Annotated in this window: 15 protein-coding genes; 11 read left to right on the top strand and 4 right to left on the bottom strand. The window is 71.2% G+C overall.

Annotation, left to right across the window (positions count from 1 at the left end):
- Positions 1–113 precede the first annotated feature (113 nt).
- The 6 genes from VZQ01_RS02850 to VZQ01_RS02825 are packed head-to-tail and all read left to right on the top strand — an operon-like array spanning position 114 to position 7287.
- On the top strand, positions 114–677 hold the full coding sequence (locus tag VZQ01_RS02850) for a chemotaxis protein CheW (protein WP_074957366.1): 564 nt from the start codon (positions 114–116) through the stop codon (positions 675–677).
- Positions 674–2125, top strand: a complete 1452-nt coding sequence (locus VZQ01_RS02845) for a CheR family methyltransferase (protein ID WP_426746858.1) — start codon at positions 674–676, stop codon at positions 2123–2125. The genes VZQ01_RS02850 and VZQ01_RS02845 overlap by 4 nt, the downstream gene beginning before the upstream one ends.
- Positions 2126–2154: 29 nt before the next feature.
- A complete protein-coding gene (locus tag VZQ01_RS02840) occupies positions 2155–3759 on the top strand; it encodes a methyl-accepting chemotaxis protein (RefSeq protein WP_370640331.1) in 1605 nt (534 codons plus the stop codon).
- Entirely contained in the window at positions 3756–4163 is a 408-nt protein-coding gene (locus VZQ01_RS02835) for a response regulator (protein ID WP_141323264.1), read from the top strand. The genes VZQ01_RS02840 and VZQ01_RS02835 overlap by 4 nt, the downstream gene beginning before the upstream one ends.
- 7 nt (positions 4164–4170) lie before the next feature.
- On the top strand, positions 4171–4731 hold the full coding sequence (locus VZQ01_RS02830) for a chemotaxis protein CheW (protein ID WP_141323265.1): 561 nt from the start codon (positions 4171–4173) through the stop codon (positions 4729–4731).
- 9 nt (positions 4732–4740) lie between these two features.
- Complete coding sequence (locus VZQ01_RS02825) at positions 4741–7287, top strand: hybrid sensor histidine kinase/response regulator (protein ID WP_223746789.1); 2547 nt, start codon at positions 4741–4743, stop codon at positions 7285–7287.
- Positions 7288–7482: 195 nt separating this feature from the next.
- Here the strand turns inward: VZQ01_RS02825 and VZQ01_RS02820 are convergent, their stop codons facing one another.
- Positions 7483–8493 (bottom strand): histidine kinase dimerization/phospho-acceptor domain-containing protein, encoded by a 1011-nt coding sequence (locus VZQ01_RS02820; RefSeq protein ID WP_426746857.1) that lies wholly within the window; start codon positions 8491–8493, stop codon positions 7483–7485.
- A gap of 204 nt (positions 8494–8697) precedes the next feature.
- On the opposite strand from VZQ01_RS02820, the gene VZQ01_RS02815 reads away from it, so the two are divergent.
- From VZQ01_RS02815 to VZQ01_RS02800, 4 genes are all read left to right on the top strand, one after another.
- The gene (locus VZQ01_RS02815) at positions 8698–10773 is read left to right on the top strand and encodes a heparinase II/III domain-containing protein (protein ID WP_426746856.1); all 2076 of its coding nucleotides are present in this window, start codon (positions 8698–8700) and stop codon (positions 10771–10773) included.
- Positions 10774–10840: 67 nt separating this feature from the next.
- Positions 10841–12160, top strand: coding sequence for a nucleotide sugar dehydrogenase (locus VZQ01_RS02810; protein ID WP_305070650.1), 1320 nt, complete (start codon positions 10841–10843; stop codon positions 12158–12160).
- A gap of 174 nt (positions 12161–12334) precedes the next feature.
- The gene (locus VZQ01_RS02805) at positions 12335–14020 is read left to right on the top strand and encodes a TldD/PmbA family protein (protein ID WP_426746855.1); all 1686 of its coding nucleotides are present in this window, start codon (positions 12335–12337) and stop codon (positions 14018–14020) included.
- 117 nt (positions 14021–14137) lie between these two features.
- Positions 14138–15067 (top strand): OmpA family protein, encoded by a 930-nt coding sequence (locus tag VZQ01_RS02800; RefSeq protein ID WP_426746853.1) that lies wholly within the window; start codon positions 14138–14140, stop codon positions 15065–15067.
- Between the two features lie 11 nt (positions 15068–15078).
- On the opposite strand, the gene VZQ01_RS02795 is transcribed toward VZQ01_RS02800, so the two are convergent.
- The 3 genes from VZQ01_RS02795 to VZQ01_RS02785 all read right to left on the bottom strand — a co-directional run bounded on the left by VZQ01_RS02795 (position 15079) and on the right by VZQ01_RS02785 (position 18963).
- Positions 15079–16935, bottom strand: coding sequence for a hybrid sensor histidine kinase/response regulator (locus VZQ01_RS02795; protein WP_426746852.1), 1857 nt, complete (start codon positions 16933–16935; stop codon positions 15079–15081).
- Between the two features lie 145 nt (positions 16936–17080).
- Complete coding sequence (locus tag VZQ01_RS02790; RefSeq protein ID WP_426746851.1) at positions 17081–18007, bottom strand: hypothetical protein; 927 nt, start codon at positions 18005–18007, stop codon at positions 17081–17083.
- A gap of 20 nt (positions 18008–18027) precedes the next feature.
- On the bottom strand, positions 18028–18963 hold the full coding sequence (locus VZQ01_RS02785; protein WP_223746796.1) for an alkaline phosphatase family protein: 936 nt from the start codon (positions 18961–18963) through the stop codon (positions 18028–18030).
- Between the two features lie 32 nt (positions 18964–18995).
- Here VZQ01_RS02785 and VZQ01_RS02780 point away from each other — a divergent pair, with 32 nt between their 5' ends.
- Positions 18996–20081 (top strand): DUF4388 domain-containing protein, encoded by a 1086-nt coding sequence (locus tag VZQ01_RS02780; RefSeq protein WP_141332905.1) that lies wholly within the window; start codon positions 18996–18998, stop codon positions 20079–20081.
- The last annotated feature ends 11 nt before the right edge of the window (positions 20082–20092 follow it).

Below are 20092 nucleotides of genomic sequence, written 5' to 3'. Positions count from 1 at the left end.
CCGCCGCGTCCTGTGGGGGACGGTCAGTTTGACCCCGCATTGACGGTTATTCCTGGCCCGGACTAGCGTGAGTCGACCCGCGCGCCAGGGCTGAAGCGGGCGGGGCCGTCCCCATGGCAGACACCCCCAACAACCCCGTGGACACACAGGTGCGCCGGGCCTCCGTCGAGGAGCGACTGGGTGCGCTGGAGCTCGAGCAGGCGCGGCTGCGTCAGGAGTTGATCTCCCTGTCGGGAGAGCTGCGACTGCCGGGGCTCTTCCTCACCCTGGACGCGGCGGGCACCAGCGCGCTGCTCGCGGCGGACGCCGTGCAGGAGGTGGTGCGATTGGTGGAACTGGAGCCGCTGCCGGGGGCGCCGCCCCATGTCGCGGGCACCTTCATCTATCGAGGCAACCCGGCCGTCGCGGTGGACCTGGCGGTGCTGCTGGGCGTGACGCGGCAGCCGGAGCTGGATGCGCACCTGGTCATCTGCAAGGGCGCGCGCCCGGTGGCCGTGCTGGTGGACCGTGTCAGGGATCTGGTGGAGGCGCCCACGTTGGTGGAGGGCACTCCCGATGGCACGGTGACTTTGCCGTGGGACCGGACGGGGTTGATGGCGGGCCTGTGCCGGACGCCCGAAGGGGTGCGGCCGTTGCTGCGCGTCTCGGCGGTGTTGGTGGGGTCGGAGGGGGCGTGAGCGAGGCCGTCCTCGATGACGCGACGCTCATCCAGGTGGAGGAGGTCCTCCGGGCCGCCTGCGGCCTGACGCTCGCGCACAGCCTGCGGCGCACGTTGGAGACGGCGCTCGCGCGCTCGTCGGAGGCGCGGGGCCTTGCGCCCGCGTCGTTCCTGCGCGGGCTGTTGCGCCGCGACGCGCAGGCGGTGGAGACCTTCATCGAGCACGCCGTCATCGGCGAGACGTACTTCTTCCGTCACCCCGAGCACCTGCGCACGCTGGCGCGGCTGGCCGTGCCGCCGGCGGGGCCGTTCTTCCAGGTGTGGAGCGCGGGCTGCGCCACGGGCGAGGAGCCGTACAGCATCGCCATGGCGTTGCTCGCGGCGGGCGTACCCGAGGGCCGCTTCCGGGTGCTCGCCACGGATGTGTCCAACCGGGCGCTGGACCGCGCGCGCGCGGGGCTCTACGGCCCGTGGTCGCTGCGGCACATCGAGCCGGAGCTGGAGCGCCGCTTCCTGGAGCCGCAGGGCGAGCAGCTCTCCGTCGTCGCGCAGGTTCGCCGCTCGGTGGAGTTCCGCCGCCACAACCTGGCCAACGAGCCGCCGCCCGTGAGCGCGCCGAGCGCCATCTTCTGCCGCAACGTCCTCATCTACTTCCCGCCCGAGCTGGTGCGCCAGGTGCTCACGCACTTCGTCTCCGTGCTCGCGCCGGGCGGGCTGTTGTTCGTGTCGCCCGCCGAGGTGCCGCTCACCAACGGGCTGGGGCTGGAGACGGTGGATGCCGAGGGCAGCGTGGCGTTGAGGGTGCCGCCTCCGGGTTGGACGCGGCCCGCGCCGCCCACGCCCCGGGCCGTGCGCGACGCGGCCCAGGCGCTGCTTCGCACGGCGGCGCGGGCCGCGGCGCGTCCCTCGGCGCTGGGGGAGGGGGGCTCGACCCAACCGGCGCGCACGCCCTCGGGGACCGAGACGCCCGTCGTGAGCCTGTCCGCCGTCGCCACGGGCCCGCACAAACCCCAGGGCGCGGGAGAGGCGCGGGGCCCGCAGGCCGTGCCCGCTTCGAGCGGGAGCGCCACGGGGCCCATGGAGCGCGCGCTGGACGCGGCCCGCTCGGGCCGCTTCGAGGAGGCCGAGGCGCTCGCGCGCGAGGCGGCGAAGGCGTTGGTGCCGGAGGCGTACCTGCTGCTGGCCATGGTGGCGGAGGGGCGCGGGGACTTGAACGGCGCGGTGGAGGCGGTGCGCAAGGCGCTGTACCTGGAGCCCCGGTTGGCGCTCGGTCACGCGACGCTCGTGGCGCTCTACGGACGCATGGACCGGCCCGAGGACGCGGAGCGCGCGCGACAGAACGCGCTGCGCTCGCTCGACGGGCTGGATGATGAACACCCGCTGCGTGGGGTGGAGACGATGACCGCCGGCGGCCTGCGACAGGCCCTGGTACCCAGAACTCAGGCTGGATGGCAGGGCGCGCGCTAGCGCGCGCGCTTTCGCCCGTGGGAGTCAACGTGGACCTCGAGAAGACGAAGCTGACGCTGCCAGGGCTGCTCGCGATGGGCCGCCTCAGCCTGCGCTTCAAGATTGTCGCCGTCACGGGCGTGACGGGCGTGCTCGTGGCGGGCATCCTCGTGCTCGCCTTCTGGATGCAGATGAGCAACGCGCAGCGGGAGGACTTGTCCCGGCGCTCGCACGCGGTGAGCGAGGAGCTGGCGAAGACGCTCACGCCCATGCTGTCGGCCAGCCCGGACGCCAGCCGCCTGCAGTCCACGGCGCACGGTGTCCTGCGCCATGTCCCGGACGTGGCCTACGTGCTGGTCCGCGACGCGAAGGGTGAGCTGCTCGCGGAGGTCGCCGCGGAGCGCTTCGCGGGCGCGGATCAGCCGTCCGCCGAGGGAGACACCGCGGTGGAGCGCCGGCTGGTCATCAACGACGAGGCGGTGGTGGAGTCCTCCACCCCCGTGGTGGCGCCGCAGGCAGGCGCCTCGCGCCGGGTGGGCACCGTGCAGGTGGCGCTCCACGAGGAGGCGCTCACCAACGCGCTGCGAGGCACCACGCGCTTCACGTTGGTGCTCGGCGTCTTCATCCTGGCCGCGTGCCTGGTGGCGTCGTGGTTCTTGTCCGGGCTGCTCGTCGTGCCGCTGGAGCGACTGTCGCACGCGGCGGCGGGAATCGCCGGGGGCAACCTGCGCCAGCGCTTCGACACCGAGGCCAACGACGAGATTGGCGCGGTGTCGCGCAGCTTCGCGGCCATGTCGGAGGGGCTCGCGCACCTGCTCGAGGACCTGAAGGGCGCGGCGGCGGAGATGGAGAAGGAGGCGGCGGGTGTGCTGACGACGTCCTCGCAGCAGTCCGCCATGGCGCACCAGCAGGCGTCCGCCATCAGCGAGACGAGCACCACGGTGGCGGAGATTGCCCAGACATCCAAGCAGGCCACGGCCTACGCGGACTCGGTCATCTCCCAGACGCAGAAGTCGGAGACGCTCAGCGCCGAAGGCCAGAAGGTGGTGTCGGAGAGCGTGTCCGGCATGGAGAAGCTGGGTGAGCAGGTGAAGGCCATCGCGCTCTCCATCACGGATTTGAACGAGCGCACGCTCCAGATTGGCGACATCATCAGCACGGTGAAGGACGTGGCCGAGCAGTCGAACCTGCTGGCGCTCAACGCCTCCATCGAGGCGGCGAAGGCGGGCGAGCACGGGCGGGGCTTCGCGGTGGTGGCCACGGAGATGCGCACGCTGGCGGAGCAGTCCCGGCTGGCCGCGGAGCAGGTGCGCGGACTTCTCAACGAAGTGCAGAAGGGAACGCGCGCGGCCGTCACGGCCACGGAAGAAGGCAGCCGCCGGGCGCAGGCGGCGATGGAGCTGGCGCGCGGCGCGGGCAACGCCATCCTCGGACTGTCCGAAGTCATTCGCGAATCGTCCGGTGCGGCGCGACAGATCGCGGGCAATACCCGGCAGCAGACGATTGGCGTGGAGCAGATCGCCGCGGCGATGGGCGAGCTGACGTCGGCCATGGGAGACTCCGTCATCGGGACGCGACGCATCGAACAGGTGGCTGGAAACCTGACCAATCTCTCGAAGCGCTTCTCGGACCTGGTGGGTAGGTACCAGCTATGAATGTGAATGTGGCGACGGAACGAAAGTCCTTGAAGGTCCTCATCGTGGAGGACACGAAGACCATCACCAATCTGCTCCAGGTCTACCTGATGGGCTGGGGCCTGGAGTTTGTCGACGCCCCCAACGGAGCGGTGGGGCTGAACAAGGCGCGCGAGTACAGGCCGGACCTCATCATCTCCGACGTGCAGATGCCGGAGATGGACGGCTTCGCCCTGTGCGCGGCGGTGCGCGCCGACTCCAACCTGCATGACACGCCCTTCATGCTGCTCACCTCCCTGAAGGACGACGCGAGTCGCAAGAAGGGACAGCTGGTGGGTGCGAGCGCCTTCCTCAACAAGCCGGTGTCGGTGGACGACCTGCGCTCGAAGGTGCGTGACATGTTGAAGCTGCCCGCGACGAAGTGACGAGCCCATGCCGGGTGACGAGGTCAAGGTGAGCAAGGACTCCACGGGGCCCAGGCCCCAGCTCGGGACGACCGGGGTGAGCGTGGACAAGCGCCGCGAGGTGCTCGGCGCGCGCGCGCGCGCCCTGGCCGAGTCTCGTCACGAGGAGCATCAAGAGGTGCTGTCCGTGCTCGCCTTCCAGGTGGGCGGGGAGCGCTACGCGGTCCGAATCGAGCACGTGGACCATGTGCTCGAGGCGCGTGGCATCTCCTCGCTGCCCGGGGCGCCGCGGCACGTGCTGGGCGCGCTGGCCAGCCGCTCGCGCGTGGTGCCGGTGCTGGACCTCCGCCAGCTGCTGGGGCTGGAGGGCGGCGGCATGTCGGACCTGGGCAAGATCGTGGTGGTGGAGGTGGACGAGGAGTGCTTCGGCCTGGCGGCGGAGACGGTGGAGGGGCGTAAGGAGTTGCCGAAGTCGGAGCTCTCGCAGCCCCCGCCGGGACCCTTCCTGTACCTGACTCCGGACCGGCTGACGGTGCTGGAGCTGGAGCAGCTCGGGGGCCCGGCCGCGGGACGGCAGGCGCAGGAATAGGGGCGCGACATGGATCCGCAGCTCTTGCGCAGCATCTGGCCGGTCTTCTCCGCGGAGACGCGTGAGCAGATCCAAGCCATCGGAGCGAAGGTGCTCGGGTTGGAGGGCCCCTCGAACGAGCGCGAGGCGGACCTCCTGCCTTCGCTCAAGCGATTGGTGCACAGCCTCAAGGGCTCGGCGGCGAGCCTGGGGCTCGACGACATCGAGCAGGTGGTGCACGCCATCGAGGACGGGCTGGCCCACATCCGCACGGATGACGGCCTTCCTCGCGACGCGGTGGAGTCCATGCTGCGCGGCCTGTCCGGCATCGAGGCCGCCATGGCCCGGGGCGACGCGGGACAGGCGCCCCAGGTGGATGGCCTGGCCGGGCTGCTCAAGTCGCTGGGCCGCGACGTGGTGCTGCCCGAGTCGGCCGCGGTGCTGTCCGGGCTCGCGGCGAAGGGGCTGGAGGCGCTGGAGTTCCTGGAGGCCGCGCTCGGCGCGCTGTGCTCGCCGGACGTGCCGGACCGCGCGGCCGTGGTGCGCAAGGCGATGGAGCGGGCGCGCGGGCTGAAGGTGCAGGCCCTGGAGGCCGGCTCCGCGCGGCTGGCCACGCTGTCCGAGTCCGCCGCGCTGGGGTTCGCGCGCATGGAGCCGGGAGGCGACGCGGCGAGTCTCGCGGCCTCCGAGGTCGCGGGCACGCTGGTGGACCTGCGCGGACAGCTCGAGCACGAGCGGCCGCCGCAAGCGGTGGCGCGCGCGGTGGAGACGTTGCGCGCGGCGCCGGTGGCCGTGGAGAACGGCGCGTCCGGTGCGCAGCAGGCGCCCGTGCAGCAGGAGGCCCGGGCCTCGACGGACCACACGGTGCGCGTGGCGGTGAAGACGCTGGACTCGCTGGCGCTCCAGGTGGAGCTGCTCGTGGCGGGGCGCTCCCAGCAGGCGCGGCGCTCGGAGAGCTACCGCGCGTTGTCGGATGGGACGCACGAGGTGCTGCGTCAACTGGAGCGCGCCGCGTCGGAGCTGACGCTCGCGGGAGGCGGTGGCGCGGCGCTGGATTCACTGCGCTCGGGCGTGACGTTGATGCGGAGCATGCAGAAGCGCTTGCTGGAGGTGTCGCGCGAGGCGCACCGGGACAGCGAGCAGCTCGCGCTGGTGGCGCAGGTGGCGCGCGATGACCTGCGGGACCTGCGCATGGTGCCCGCCTCGCAGCTGCTGGAGCCCTTGCGTCGCACCGTGCGCGAGGTGTCCGCGCGGCTGAACAAGGACGTGGCGCTGGAGCTGGCGGGCGGCGAGGTCCGGTTGGACCGGCGCATCCTGGATGCGCTCAAGGACCCGCTGCTGCACCTGGTGCGCAACGCCATCGACCATGGGCTCGAGACGCCGGACGAGCGCCGCCAGGCGGGCAAGTCCGAGACGGGGCGGCTGACGGTGCGCGTGGAGCCCCGGGGCGCGCGCATCGCCGTGGTGGTGGAGGACGATGGTTACGGGCTGTCTCCCGAGCGCGTGAGGGCCACGGCCGTGCGCCGGGGCCTGTTGACGGAGGACGCGGCCGCGAAGCTGTCCGACGCGCAGGCCGCGCGGCTGGTGTTCCAGCCGGGCTTCTCCACGCGTGAGCAGGTGACGGCGACGTCGGGCCGGGGCGTGGGGCTGGACGTGGTGCAGGCCACGGCGGCGCGGCTCCAGGGTTCGGTGGATGTGGAGTTCTGGGCCGGGCGGGGGACGCGCTTCACCGTGGACCTGCCGCTGACGCTGGCCGCGGCGCTGGGGCTGCTGGTGCGCACGGGCACGACGGTGTCCGCGATTCCGTCCGACAGCGTGGAGCGCGTGATGCGCCTCACGCCGGACGACGTGGGCACGGTGGCCGGGCGCGTGGTGGCGCGTGTGGATGGCTCGCAGCTCACGTTCCTCCCGCTGGCGGAGGCCATCGGGCTGCCCCGGCTGCCGCTCGCCATCGAGTCGGGCCGCGTGCAGACGGCGGCGCTGGTCGTCGTGGGTGGGGACAAGGTGCTGTACGCCATCGACGAGGTGGTGGGGCAGCAGGAGATTGTCGTGCGCTCGCTGGGCAAGCATCTGCAGAGCGTGCGGCATCTGGCTGGCGCGGCGGTGCTGGATGACGGACGCGTGGTGCCGGTGCTCAACGCGCCGGAGCTCGTGCGCGCGGCGAGGCCGGAGACGCGCTCGATGGCGACGGAGTCGCGTCGTCCGCGCATCCTCGTGTGCGACGACGCGCTCACGACGCGCTTCGCGATGAAGTCGCTGCTGGAGATCGCCGGCTTCCCGGTGGTGACGGCGGCGGACGGCGAGGAGGCCTGGGGCATCCTGGAGCGCACGTCGTGCCAGCTCGTGGTGAGCGATTGGCAGATGCCTCGGCTGGATGGTGTCGGGCTCGCGCGGCGCATCAAGTCACACCCGACGCTGCACTCCACGCCCATCATCCTCGTCACCTCGCTCGACAGCCCCGAGGACCGCGCCGCGGGACTCGAGGCGGGCGCGGATGGCTACCTCGTCAAGCGCGAGGTGGAGCGCGGCAGGCTGCTGGAGCTGGTGCGACAGCTCCTGCCCGCGAACGCGGCGTAGCGGCTCGAGTCGGGGAATCGGCTTCGGTGGCCTGTCCCGACCCGTGGCGGTGAGCCCCGCGTCGGAATGGAAAGACGCTCTTGCCGAGCAGCGGCCGGGGCGTCGCGCCCGGCCGTTCCAGGCAGGCCCGACGCGCGACTCGCGAGATGGTCGGGTGGAGGCGCGATGCTGGGAGCGGGCGGGCCCGCGAATCGCTCAGCCCGTGACGGCGGCGCCGGGAGGTCCGAGCTCCGCCGGAAGTCGCGCGACCCAGCGCGGCTCCTCGTCGGTCGGCACCTCCAGGGTTCCTCCGAGCCGGCGCGTCAGCTCCCTCATCCGTGTGAGGGCCTTGGCCGAGGGAGTCTCTCCGCCCCGAGTCATCGCGAGCACCCGCCAGCTGCTCGTCGGCTCGAACGCCTCGACCTGGAGGTCCATCGCGGTGGCGCGCGTCGACGCGAGCCCGCGCGCCATCGCCCGCATCCAGGTCTCCACCTCGATGCGGGCTCCCTTCACCAGCAGGGGACGCTCCGGCAGCGCCATCGTCACCGTGCACCGTTGCGCGTGTCGCGACGCGGGACCGAAGGCCGTGTGCAAGAAGGGCCGCAGGTCCGTGACTGCTCCGCGTCCCAGTCGATGGTCGATGAGCGCCCGCTGGTCCTGCGCCGCGCGCATCATCCGGTCCAGGTAGCGCTGCACCGTCGGGTTCATCGGCCCGGCGATGCCCTTCATCATCATGTCCAGATAGCCCTTGATGACCATCAAGGGGGTCCTGAGGTCATGGGCGGCGTGTGAGCGGCGCTGCTCCCACCGGGCCACCTCGCGCTCCAGCTCCCTGCGCTGGGCCAGCAGCTTCGTATGACGTGCGTTCGCGGCCGACTCCCGCGCACGCGCCGCGAGCAGCGCGCTCCCGAAGGCGGACAGCCGTTCGAGCACTGCGCCGTCCGCGCGCTCGGGCCAGACCTTGAGCATCCGTCCACCACCGGACATGGGAAGCGGAATGCCCGTGCCCGCGCGCGCCACGCAGACGCGTCCATCGAAGAGCGCCGCGCCGGAGGCCCCCGTCAATCGGAGCGTCTCGCGCAGCAACAGCTCCATGCCCGCGTGGGCACCACGGCACAGGGCCCGCTCGGCCACCGCCACGAGCGCCTGTTCCACCCCCGCGTCGACATCCGGGTCGACGCTCCGCCCACTCCGAGCACCCACTTGCACGCGCAGAGGTATGGGCACGGCACCTCCAGGGCGCAACACTGCCCAGGGTGGGCAAACAAGGCGCCGCCACCCGGCAATCCTTTACCCATGCCCCTCGGCGACCTCCCGACTTTTTACCGTCCCGCGGGGCGGGATGATCGCCCAAACCCGCTCAACTCCTCGGAGAGCCCCCTTGGCCGGACCCTTGCTAACGGCCTCTGCGACGGGCGGCGGAAGGGACTGATGGGGACTCTCGACTACTACGCGGCAATCGCCAGACTGGCTCCGGGGGCCTTGGCCCTCAGCGCCGTGCGGCGTGTGCAGGGCGTGGCACGGCAGGCGCGATACCGACGGCGTGAGCGCACCGATGAGGTGCGGCTGTTGAGCGCGTTCGGCGTGACTCGCGCGGAGGAGCTGGCCCAGAAGGCGCTCAACAGCCGCACCTCGCGCGCATGGTGCGAGGTGTCCCAGCGCGAGTCCGTGCTCGCCGCGCTCTCCACGATTCCAGGCGCGCGTGAGCGTGCCCTCGCCCGGGCCCAGGCCGCGCTCCGTCAGGAGTGGGACGTCTTCGGCACGCGCGTGGTCTTCGGCGAGGGCAAGCCGGTGGACTGGTCGCTCGACGTGCTCAGCGGCCACCGCTATCCGCTGGCGCCGGTGGAGCGGATGCCGCTCCTGTCGAAGGGGAATGACCCGAAGTACCCCTGGGTGATGGGGCGGCTCGACAGCGCCATCGCGCTGGCGCAGGGCTACTGGGTGGAGACCTCTCGCCGTGAGCGCTCGCGGCTGGCCTCCGCCTTCGTGATGCAGGTGCTCGACTTCCTCCAGGCCAATCCCGTGGGGCAGGGCGTGCAGTGGTCCTGTGCCATGGAGGTGGCGCTGCGTGGAGCCAACCTGGCGCAGGCCCTGGCCATGTTCGCCGACGCGCCCGAGGTGCGCCGCGCGGAGTTCCTGGTGCCGCTGCTCGGCTCGCTCGCGGACCACATGTCCTGGGTGGAGGCCCACCTCGAGGACCGGGGCGCGGTGCCCAACAACCACCTGGTCTCCAACCACGTGGGCCTGCTCGTCGTCGGCCTGCTGTTCCCGGAGCTGCCCGGTGCCTCGCGCCAGGTGGCGCTGGCGGTGGCCGGCCTGTGCGAGCAGATGTCCGCGCAGGTCCACGTCGAGGGCACCTCCTTCGAGGGCTCCATTCCCTACCACCGTCTCTCGGTGGAGCTGTTCACCCTGGCGCTGCTGGTGGCGCGGGGCGCGGGCGTGGCGCTGGGCACGGCCTACGAGACGCGGCTCAAGCGCATGTTCCACGCGGTGCGCGCGTGGTCCTCCGAGACGGGCCTGGCGCCGCAGATTGGCGACAACGACTCCGGCCGCGTCTTCCCGCTGCGAGACCGCGGCGACCTGGAGCAGGGCTACCTGGTGGGCCTGGGCGCGGCGCTCTTCGGAGACGCGGCCCTGGCGGGCGGCGAGCTCCCGGACGAGGCCGCGTGGCTGCTCGGGCACGTGGGCCTGGAGCGCTACCAGCGCCTGTCACCCGGCGCGGCGCCGCAGTCCATCAGCTTCCCGGAGGGCGGCTTCCACGTGCTGCGCGGCGCGGGCGCCGTCGTCACCGTGAGCGCGGGCAAGCAGGGCCAGCGCGGGGTGGGCGGCCACAGCCACAACGACAAGCTCTCCTTCGAGCTGCACCTGGGCGGCCGTCCCGTCATCGTCGACCCGGGCACGGGCTCGTACACGCGCGACCCGGCGATGCGCAACGCGTTGCGTGGCACCGCCGCGCACAACACCGTGCAGGTGGATGGCGCGGAGCAGGCCACGTTGGACAAGGCCCGGCTGTTCGCGCTGCCCGAGGAAGCCAAAGCGCGCGTGGTGGCCTTCCTTCCTGGCACCAGCGTGGACAGATTGCGGGTCCGCCATGATGGTTACCGCCTGCTGCCGGCACCGGTCGGCATCGAGCGCACGTTCCGGTTGGACCGGCGCGAGCGCTCGCTGGCGGGGCGGGACTCCTTCATCGGCACCGGGTCTCACGAGGTCATTGGACGCTTTCATCTTCCCGATGAGCAGGCCCGGCGGGTGACGCCGGACGCGCAGGTGCTCGCGCGGGCGCAGCGCGCGGCGGAGGAGCCGCTGGTGTTCTCGCCCGTCGCGGTGGAGCTGGGCCCGGAGGGGGCGCCGCTCGCATGGATTCTGCTGGAAGAGGGCCTGGAGTCGCAGGTGGTGCCCTCGCGCTATTCGCCCGGCTATGGGCGGGTGGTGCCCGCGGTGACGGTGGAGTTCCGGGGGCAGGTGAAGCCTCCGTCGAGTTTGAAGTGGGTGGTTGTCTTCAGGTGAGTGTTCGGGTCGGGGCGTGACCGCTCAGCGGCACGTCGCATCAGGAGAGGTGAGGACGATGAGGGTGATGGTGGGCAGCCCGCTGCTGGAGCGGATTCGTCGGCGGGAGGCGAAGGTCGGTGTGGTGGGGCTGGGGTACGTGGGTCTTCCCCTGGGCATGGCGTTCGCCGAGGCCGGCTTCCCGGTCGTGGGGCTCGATGTCGACAAGCGCAAGCTCGACAAGATCGAGAAGGGCGAGAGCTACATCAAGCACATCCCCAGCGCGCCGCTGGCGGAGCTGACGAAGGCGGGCAAGCTGAAGGCCACCGGGGACTTCTCCCGGTCCAAGGAGCTGGACTGCGTCATCATCTGCGTGCCCACGCCGCTGACGGCCTCGCGTGAGCCGGACATGAGCTACATCATCCAGACGGGTGAGTCGCTCGCGCCACACGTGCGCCGCGGTCAGCTCTTCATCCTGGAGTCCACCACGTACCCGGGCACCACCGAGGAGGTGCTCAAGCCGATCCTGGAGAAGAACGGCCTCAAGGCGGGCGTGGACTTCCACCTGGCCTTCAGCCCCGAGCGCGAGGACCCGGGCAACAAGAGCTTCAACACCAAGACGATTCCGAAGATCGTCGGTGGCTACTCGCCCGAGTGCTCCGAGGTCGCGGCGGCGCTGTACGGCAGCGCGCTGAAGGAAGTGGTGCCGGTGTCCTCCACGCGCGTGGCGGAGCTCGCCAAGCTGCTGGAGAACATCTACCGCTGCGTCAACATCGCCATGGTCAACGAGATGAAGATGCTCTGCGACCGCATGAACGTGGACGTGTGGGAGGTCATCCAGGCCGCGAGCACCAAGCCCTTCGGCTTCCAGCCGTTCTACCCGGGCCCGGGTCTGGGCGGTCACTGCATCCCCATCGATCCGTTCTACCTGACGTGGAAGGCGCGCGAGTACGAGTTCCACACCAAGTTCATCGAGCTGGCCGGCGAGGTGAACTGGCAGATGCCGTACTACGTGGTGCAGCGCACCATGGAGGCGCTCAACAAGGCGAAGAAGACGCTCAACGGCGCGAAGGTGCTGTGCCTGGGCGCGGCGTACAAGAAGGACATCGACGACATGCGCGAGAGTCCGTCCCTGCGCATCATGACGCTGCTGGCGGAGAAGGGCGCGGAGCTCAGCTACCACGACCCGTACGTGCCGGAGCTGCACAAGGGCCACGGCTTCAACATGGAGATGAAGTCCGTCCCGCTCGAGCCGGAGAAGCTCGGCGAGTACGACGCGGTCCTCATCCTCACGGACCACACCAACATCGACTACGCCGCCGTGGTGGCCAACGCGACGTGTGTGATTGACACGCGCAACGCCACCAAGGGCGTGCCCCAGGGCCGCGAGAAGGTGACGAAGGCGTAAGGCAGACGAGCCTGGGCCCGGAAGTCGACCCTCCGGGCAGGGGTTCGCGACTCCAGGTGTCGGGAGGGGCACCTGGAGTCAGCGGACCTGCTCGTCTTGCGGGGTGGTTTGGGTACAGTGGGGGGCGTGACAGCCCTCACCCGACCCGTTCTCCCCCTGCTGGTGGCCTCGGCCATGTTGCTGGCGGCGGCACCCGCGCAGACCGACTCGCGCCAGGTGCTCCTCGACGCCATGTCGAGCGAGCTTTCGCGCAACCAACAACAGCTCAAGCTGCAGAGCCACGAGCCACCGTACTTCATGAGCTACCAGCTCAAGGACTACGAGCAGGAGGTCGTGGCCGCGCGCTTTGGCGCCATCTTCATGGACGACGGCTACCGGGAGCGGCGGCTGTACGTCGACGCCCGCGTGGGCGACTACGCCTTCGACAGCTCCGTCGCGGAAGGGCTGGAGTTCTCCTTCTCCACCAAGGGCACCAGCTACACGGCGCGCAAGGAGGGGCCGCTGGATGACTCGCCCCTGGCGCTGCGCACGTCGCTGTGGCTGCTCACGGACGAAAGGTACAAGTCCGCGCTCTTCCAGTTCCTGAAGAAGAAGGGCGAGGACGTGTACTCGGTGGAGGACCCGAAGCGGCCCGCCTCCTTCACGAAGGAGAAGCCGAGCACCTTCGTCCAGCCGCCGGTGGCCCGTCCGTTCGACCGGGCGCGCTGGGTGAAGGTGGCGCGCGAGGTGTCCGCGCAGTTCAACGCGCATCCGGAGCTGTTCGACTCGGAGGTGCGCATCACCGCCGACAAGGTGACGCGGCTGTTCGTGTCCACGGAGGGCACGCGGCTGGTGACGGAGGAGACGCTGTACGGGCTCCACGTCTCCGCGGTGACGCGGGCGCCGGACGGACAGCTGCTGGATGACTCGCGGGACTTCTACGCGCCCACGGAGGCGGGGCTGCCGGACGACGAGCGCATCCGTCAGTCCGCGGCGAAGGTCATCGAGGAGCTGATGGCGCTGCGGCAGGCGCCGGCCATCGACCCGTACACGGGCCCCGCCATCCTCGCGCCCGAGGCCTCCGGCGTGCTCTTCCACGAGACGGTGGGCCACCGGCTGGAGGGAGACCGGCAGGACGGCGACAACGAGGGGAAGACCTTCAAGGGGCAGGTGGGCAAGCTGGTGCTGCCCTCATTCCTGTCCATCCATGATGACCCTTCGCAGCGCTCGCTCGCGGGGGAGCCGCTCAACGGCTACTACCTCTACGACGAGGAGGGCGTGAAGGGGCAGCGGGTGACGCTGGTGGAGAAGGGCGTGCTGCGCAACTACCTGCTGGGACGCCGGCCGGTGGAGGGCTTCCTCCGGTCGAACGGGCACGGTCGCAGCCAGGGCACGCTCAAGCCGGTGGCGCGCATGGCGAACCTCATGGTGGAGAGCACGCGTCAGGTGAGCGACGAGAAGCTCAAGCAGATGCTCATCGACGAGGCGAAGAAGCAGGGCAAGCCGTACGGCCTCATCATCCGCGACATCACCGGTGGCAACACGAACACGTCCAGCTATGGCTACCAGGCCTTCAAGGGCGTGCCGCGCATGGTGTACCGGGTGGACGTGAAGACAGGGAAGGAGACGCTGGTGCGTGGCGTGGAGATCGTCGGCACGCCGCTGTCCGCGGTGAACCGCATCATCGCCACGGGGCAGAAGCGCGGCATCTTCAACGGCTTCTGCGGCGCGGAGAGCGGGAACGTGCCGGTGTCCACGGTGGCGCCGGCGGCGCTGCTGCAGGAGATCGAGCTGCAGCGCGCGGTGGAGGGCAAGGACCGTCCGCCCCTCCTCCCGAGCCCCGCGGCGCAGCAGGCTCCGCCGCCTGTCCAGAAACCCTGAGGCACGCTCCGGTTCGAGGGTCCAGAAGGGGGGCACGTCGTGGGCAATCCGCTGCGCGAGAGGCGAAGTCCGGTGTCACGGGCCCGGTATCTCGAGGACCCGGGCTCAGGGGCTCGCGTGCTCGCGACGTGTCTCCTCCTGCTCGCCAGCCTCGTATCGGGGAGCGCGGGGGCCGAGCCCGTGGCGACGGGCGATGCGTGGCTGGAACTGGCGCACGATGATCGGCTCAGCCAGGAGGGATTCTGGGAGCTCGTCTCCGTGGACTACACGCTGGATGGGCGGACCTTGCCGTCCACGGGGGCCGCGGGTCCTCGTCACTCGCTGCCGCTCGGGCTGCGCTGGCTCGACGTGTCGGTGGTGTACGAGGGGCGCTCGTCGGTCTTCTCGTACGTGGATGCGTACCGCTTCGTGATGCGCGGCCGGGTCACCATCGACGCGCGTCCCGGGGACACGGTGCGAGTCACCTCGACGGCCTACGAGCGCGACGGAGTCACCGTGCAGTGGCAGCAGCGCCCGGCCTTCATGCTCCTGGGCCAGCCGCAGGAGGCCATCGTCGGAATCGAGTACGGCCCTGTGGTGAACACGCCGCTCCCCGACGAGGTGGCCGCGCGCGTCGTCGACGAGGTGCTCGCGGAGGCGCGTCGACTCTCGCCCGAGCGTCCCGCCACCGCGTCCATCTCGGAGCCCGTCGGGCCGCCCGTCACGTGCGAGCTCGAGCCCGTCTTCTTCGCCTTCTTCGACACCCGGCTCTCGGCGGAAGGGGAGGCCTCGCTGCTGCGCGCGGCGGAGTGTCTCCACCGGGGGCCGCGGCTGCGCGTCCGGCTGCGCGGACACGCGGACATCCTCGGTCCCGAGTCCGTCAACGCCTCGCTGGGCCTGGGCCGCGCGCAGTCCGTGGCCGCGAAGCTCCAGGCGCTTGGCATCGAGGGTGCGCGGCTCGTCCTGGAGACCCAGGGCGCGGACCTGCCTCCGTGCAATGACGGCACCCCGGGGTGCATGGCGCGCAGCCGCCGGGTGGAACTGCTCGTGGAGTCGTCGCCGCCCTGACGCCCAGGCCCTCAGTCCCGAGGGGGGAGGGCCACGGCCATCACCGCGTCGCGCAGGTGCCGGGCATCGAAGGGCTTGGCGAGCACCGGGTTCTTCACTTCCTGGAGGAAGCGCTTGGTCTCCGGCGTGAAGGCGCCGCCGCTGATGAAGACGATGCGCTCGTGCAGGCCCGGCCAGGAGTCGCGGACCGCCTGGTACACGTCCACACCCGTCAGCTCCGGCATCATCAAGTCACACAGGATGACGTCGAAGGCGCTGTCCCCGCGCAGTCGCGCCAGTGCCGCGCGTCCATCCGGCACGGTGACCAGCTCGTGGCCGCGCAACAAGCGCCGCATCAGGTCCAGCACGCGCGGCTCATCGTCCACCACCAGCACCCGTCGGCCCTCGGAGCGGGCGAGGGACTGGAGGCTCGGGGCGAGCGGCACGGGGGCCTCGGCGCGCGGCAGGGTGACCTCCACCGTGGTGCCTCGCCCGGGCTCGCTGCGCACGTCGATGCGTCCTCCCAGCACCGTGACGATGTCGCGGCAGATGGCCAGCCCCATGCCCATGCCCTCACCCGCGCGGCGCGTGGTGAAAAGCGGGTCGAAGATGCGCGGCAGGACGTCTGGAGCGATTCCGCAGCCCGTGTCGGAGACGGCGAGCCGCACCTCGGTGGCGTCGGTGCGCAGGCTCACGGTGATGCGATGCTCGGAGACGTGGCCCTCGGGGATGGCGTGCGCCGCGTTGAGCACCAGGTTGAGCAGCACCTGGCCCAGCTTCGTCGACGTGCCCCGGACCCGAGGCTCGTCCTCGCCGTAGTCCCTCACCACCTGCGCCTTGTGGCGGAGCTGGTTGGCCGCCATCCGCAGCGTGCTCTCGGTGACGGCCTTGAGGTCCACCGGCTCCGTGGCCTCCACCTGCGTGGAGGACAGCGCCTTGAGGTCCGCGACGATGCGCTGGATGCGCAGCGTGCCCTCGAGCGCCTCGTCCAGGACTTGAAGGCACTCCGCGTCCGTCGGCTCGCTGACGTCGGGCAGCCGCTCGCGCAGGTACTCCAGGTTGCCCGTCGCGTACGCCAGCGGGTTGTTGATCTCGTGCGCCAGCCCCGCCGCGAGGATGCCCAGCGACTGCGCGCGCTGCTCACGCTCCTTCTCCTGCAACAGCTGCGCGTCCCGGCGCTTGCGGTCCACCGCGCTGACCACCACGTGGGCCGTCAGTCGCATCAGGTGCCGCTCCTCGGGCGTCCACTCGCGCGCGGCGTCCACCGAGTCGAAGCCCATCCACCCGAGCAGCCTTCCGGCGAGCAGCAGCGGCGCGGTGATGTACGAGCGCACGCCCAGCAGCGCACAGACGCGCTTCTCCTCGACGGACTCGGGCGGCAGCCGGCCCGCGTCCGTCACCGTCACCATGCGCCCCGCGCGCAGCTCATCCAGCGACCAGGGGAAGCCCACCAGCGAGCGCCCGCGGTGCTGCGCGAGCCCATGGGCCTTCATGCCGGGCGAGAACCACTCATACGCCTCCGACAGGTGCTCGCCGTCATCCGACAGCAGGGTGACGTAGCCACGCTGCGCGTCGATGTTCCGCCCCAGCACCTCCAGCGCCGCGCGCACCCCCGACTCCAGCTCGTCCGGAGGCAGGTTGAGCAGCTTCTGGGACGTGTCCGTGAGCAGCGACCAGCTCTTGAGCAAGAGCCCCAGCTCCCCACGCATGCGCCGCAGCGCCGCGGCCTCCTGCCGCAACGCCGCGGACGTGCCCTCGGACAGCTCCGGGGCCCGCGCTCCGCTGAGGTTCTCCAGGACGTCGGCGGACCGCTGGAGTCGCTCCAGCAAGGTCTTCGAGTCCGCTGCATCGGCGGACAGCTCCGGGCTGTTCCGCGGCTGCTCCGTCATCGATACCCCCTCCACACTCCCCGCACGGGCTTCCCCAACCCGTCACGTGGATTTCAGTCGCGCCGGAATAGTGCCACTGGTTTGTTATCTGCATCCAGTGTGCAGTTTTGAAAACTTCAACCGGGCGAAAGGTGGTGATGCGGGCTCAGAGGGAGGGAGGGGGCGGGAGGGTGAGGTGGTCCGGGGTGGGGAAGGAGTAGGGGCGGAGCAGCCGGCCGCCCTTGAAGCCGCGCCATTGGACGTAGCGGCGGAAGTCCCGGAGGAAGGCCTCCTGGGACAGGCCCACGGCCTGGGCGAAGGCCTCCGGGAAGTCGGGGCCCTGGCTCATGACGCGCAGGATGCCCCGGGCCACGGGCTCGCCGTAGCGGCGGACCAGGAAGGTGAAGGCGTGGTGGGCGGCGCTGTAGACGATGTCGCTCTCGCGTCGGTAGAGCGAGTCCGCCTGGGCCAGCGGGTCCGCCTGGGGATGGAGGCCGTAGTAGCGGGCCAGGTCCTCCAGGGACGCGGTGCGGTAGCCCTGCTCGGCGGTGTACGAGGCCATGCCCTCGCGGAACCACAGGGGGATGCGCTTGCGCGTCCAGCCCAGCCGGTCCGAGGCAACCTGGTACATCAGGCTGTGGGTGAGCTCGTGCAGGAGCAGCTCGTCCACCTGGGATTGGCTGGCGCCCAGGAGCGTCCACGTGCGCGGGCTCTGCAGTTCAATCTGCTCGTAGCGGGCCCACGCCCTGAGGAAGTCGTGGTTGGGGCGGTTGGCGGCGCGCTCGAGGGCGGCGTGGTTCGGGTGGATGACGATGGAGACCGAGTCATCGAACGTGCCCCAGCGCGCCATCCGGGGCAGGGCGCGCTCGACGGCCAGCCGCACCTGGTCCGCGGCGGCGGTGTCGCGCGGCTGGAACTCGAGGGTGATTCGCGCGCCGCTGGAGGTGGGCAGGGCCGTGGTCTTCGCGAGGGCGCCCGGCGCGGCGGCGGGGGAGATGTCCACCGTGCTGCGGCGCGGGGCCTGACATCCGGCGAGCATGGCCATGAGGGCCGCCCCCACGACGAAGAGGCCCGCTCGTCCCTGTCCGCGCATCCATCCCCTCGTCACGAGCGTCACTCCACTGCCAGCCAGCGCATCACCGTGCGTCCCACGTCGGCGACGGTGGAGAGCGCCTCCACCTCTGGCGATGGAGGCCCGAAGTAGAGCACGGGGACGGGGTGGAGCGTGTGTCCGCGCGTGGACAGGTCCTCCACGTTGCCGTGGTCGCTGCACACCATGAGGCGCGCGTCGGCGGGGCGCGTGGCGAGCACGGCGCGCAGGAAGGCGTCGAAGGTGTCCAGCGCGGTGTGGGCGGCGGTGAAGTCCTGGGCGTGTCCGGCCTCGTCCGCGAGGTAGTGCTCGAAGTAGGTGAAGTCCGCGCCCATCGCCACGCGCCAGAAGATGTCCGCGGCCTGCTCGGGCGTGCGCTCGGGCGCGGGCAGTCCGAAGGCGCGCGCGTGGGCGCCGGTGATGTCGGGCGTGAGGCCGTCCGCCGCGCGTGCGTCCTCCAGCGTGCGCAGCGGCACGTCGCCCGCGGCGAAGGCCAGCTTGGCGGCGGAGGGCTTCATGCGGCGGCGGGCCTCGGGGGGCGGGGTGAACTCCGGGGGCGAGGTGGTGGGGCGCCGGGGGACCCCGAGCGCGTCCAGGTACGCGGCGGGGTAGGCGGTGGCGAACGTGGCCTCACGGCCGGCGACGCGCAGGCGCTTGACGATGGAGCGCTCGGCGAGCAGCGCGCGCAGGGCCGCGTTGGGGTAGCCCAGCACGTGCTGGCCGAGGAGCGCGGGCGCGGGCTCTCCGGTGAGGATGGCCGTCTGGTTGGAAGCGGACTGGGGCCGACCCGACACACCGAAGGTCGTGTCCACCGGGATACACAGGCCGCCGTCGGGCAGCGGGGGGCTGGGGGCGTCCTGGAAGCGGGAAAGCAGGTGCTCGCGGTGGGCGAGCGGGTTGATGGCCGGGTCCTTCCGGCCGATGCCCACGCCATCGATGAAGAGGAGCGCGACGCGCACGGCTCGTGACTGTATCCTCGAACGCATACCGCATGGCCCTCCACGGCGACCTCTTCAGCTACCCGCTTCCCGAGTTCCTTCAATGGTTGGACAGCTCCCGCAAGACGGGCACGCTCCAGCTCTCCTGGGAGGCCGGCGAGCGGAAGCTCTTCCTGCTCTCCGGCCAGGTGGGGGCCACCGCCTCCGAGGGGCTGCGCGGCCGCGTGGCCCGGCTGCTCGCGCTGGCGAAGCTGGCCTCGGGCACCAAGGTGCTCGCCGCCTTCGATGAGCTGTCGCGCACGCCCGACGTGGACGCCGCCTTCGATGTGCACGGCATCCAGGCCCGGTGGATTCGCGACCTCGGCCGCGAGGAGCTGTTCGCGGCGATGACGGACTTGACGATTGCAGGGCGCGGCACGTTCCACTGGACGGAGGACGCGGACCGCTCGGGCGAGGACTGGGTGCCGTCGGACATGGGCATCCGCGAGCTGCTCTTCGAGTCCTTGCGCTGGGTGGATGAGCAGCCGGACGTGGACAAGGCGCTGCCCATCGACGCGCTCAGCGTGCGCGCGCTGGCGCCGCCGAGCCCCAGCCAGCCGCTGATGCACCGAATCATCCTGGGGCTGTGCGCCACGCCGCAGAACCTGGGGCGGCTGCGGCTGTCGATGGGCGTGTCGCGCTCGTCGGTGACGCGGCGGGTGTACGAGCTGCTCCGCTCGAAGCTGGTGGAGGTGGAGGGCGCGCCGCAGGTGGAGGCGGACCCGGTGGCGGAGATGCTGGAGAAGGGCGCGGTGCTGATGCGCGAGGGCCAGTACGATGCGGCGGGCATCGTCTGCGCGTCCCTGCTCGCGAGCGACCCCGCGGACCGGCGTGTGCGCGAGTTCGCCCGGCTGGTGCAGCGCGAGCACGTGGCCGCGCTCTACTCGGACATGCCGCCGCTCCTGATTCCCGTCGTCGTGCACGACCCTCAGGGCATGGCGTTGCTCAAGCCCGAGGAGCGGCAGATCGCGGGCCTGGTGAGCGGGACGTGGGATGTGTCCACCATCGTCCTGGCCAGCCCCTCGCGGGAGCTGGAGACGCTCAAGACGCTGGCGAAGCTGCTCCGGATGGGGCTGCTCCAGCTCACCGCCCCTCGCTGAGGGGCGGAGGC

The sequence above is a fragment of the Myxococcus faecalis genome (assembly GCF_050039385.1).
GTDB lineage: Bacteria > Myxococcota > Myxococcia > Myxococcales > Myxococcaceae > Myxococcus > Myxococcus fulvus.
The sequence above is the reverse complement of the archived record's forward strand: the minus strand, read 5'-3'. Positions and strand labels throughout refer to the sequence as shown.

What these genes read in the sequence shown, in the direction of transcription:
- VZQ01_RS02795 (WP_426746852.1), bottom strand. Translation starts at nt 16,935, where the DNA reads ATGACGGAGCAGCCGCGGAACAGCCCGGAGCTGTCCGCCGATGCAGCG.
- VZQ01_RS02850 (WP_074957366.1), top strand. Translation starts at nt 114, where the DNA reads ATGGCAGACACCCCCAACAACCCCGTGGACACACAGGTGCGCCGGGCC.
- VZQ01_RS02825 (WP_223746789.1), top strand. Translation starts at nt 4,741, where the DNA reads ATGGATCCGCAGCTCTTGCGCAGCATCTGGCCGGTCTTCTCCGCGGAG.
- VZQ01_RS02830 (WP_141323265.1), top strand. Translation starts at nt 4,171, where the DNA reads ATGCCGGGTGACGAGGTCAAGGTGAGCAAGGACTCCACGGGGCCCAGG.
- VZQ01_RS02810 (WP_305070650.1), top strand. Translation starts at nt 10,841, where the DNA reads ATGGTGGGCAGCCCGCTGCTGGAGCGGATTCGTCGGCGGGAGGCGAAG.
- VZQ01_RS02790 (WP_426746851.1), bottom strand. Translation starts at nt 18,007, where the DNA reads ATGCGCGGACAGGGACGAGCGGGCCTCTTCGTCGTGGGGGCGGCCCTC.
- VZQ01_RS02835 (WP_141323264.1), top strand. Translation starts at nt 3,756, where the DNA reads ATGAATGTGAATGTGGCGACGGAACGAAAGTCCTTGAAGGTCCTCATC.
- VZQ01_RS02815 (WP_426746856.1), top strand. Translation starts at nt 8,698, where the DNA reads ATGGGGACTCTCGACTACTACGCGGCAATCGCCAGACTGGCTCCGGGG.
- VZQ01_RS02780 (WP_141332905.1), top strand. Translation starts at nt 18,996, where the DNA reads ATGGCCCTCCACGGCGACCTCTTCAGCTACCCGCTTCCCGAGTTCCTT.
- VZQ01_RS02805 (WP_426746855.1), top strand. Translation starts at nt 12,335, where the DNA reads ATGTTGCTGGCGGCGGCACCCGCGCAGACCGACTCGCGCCAGGTGCTC.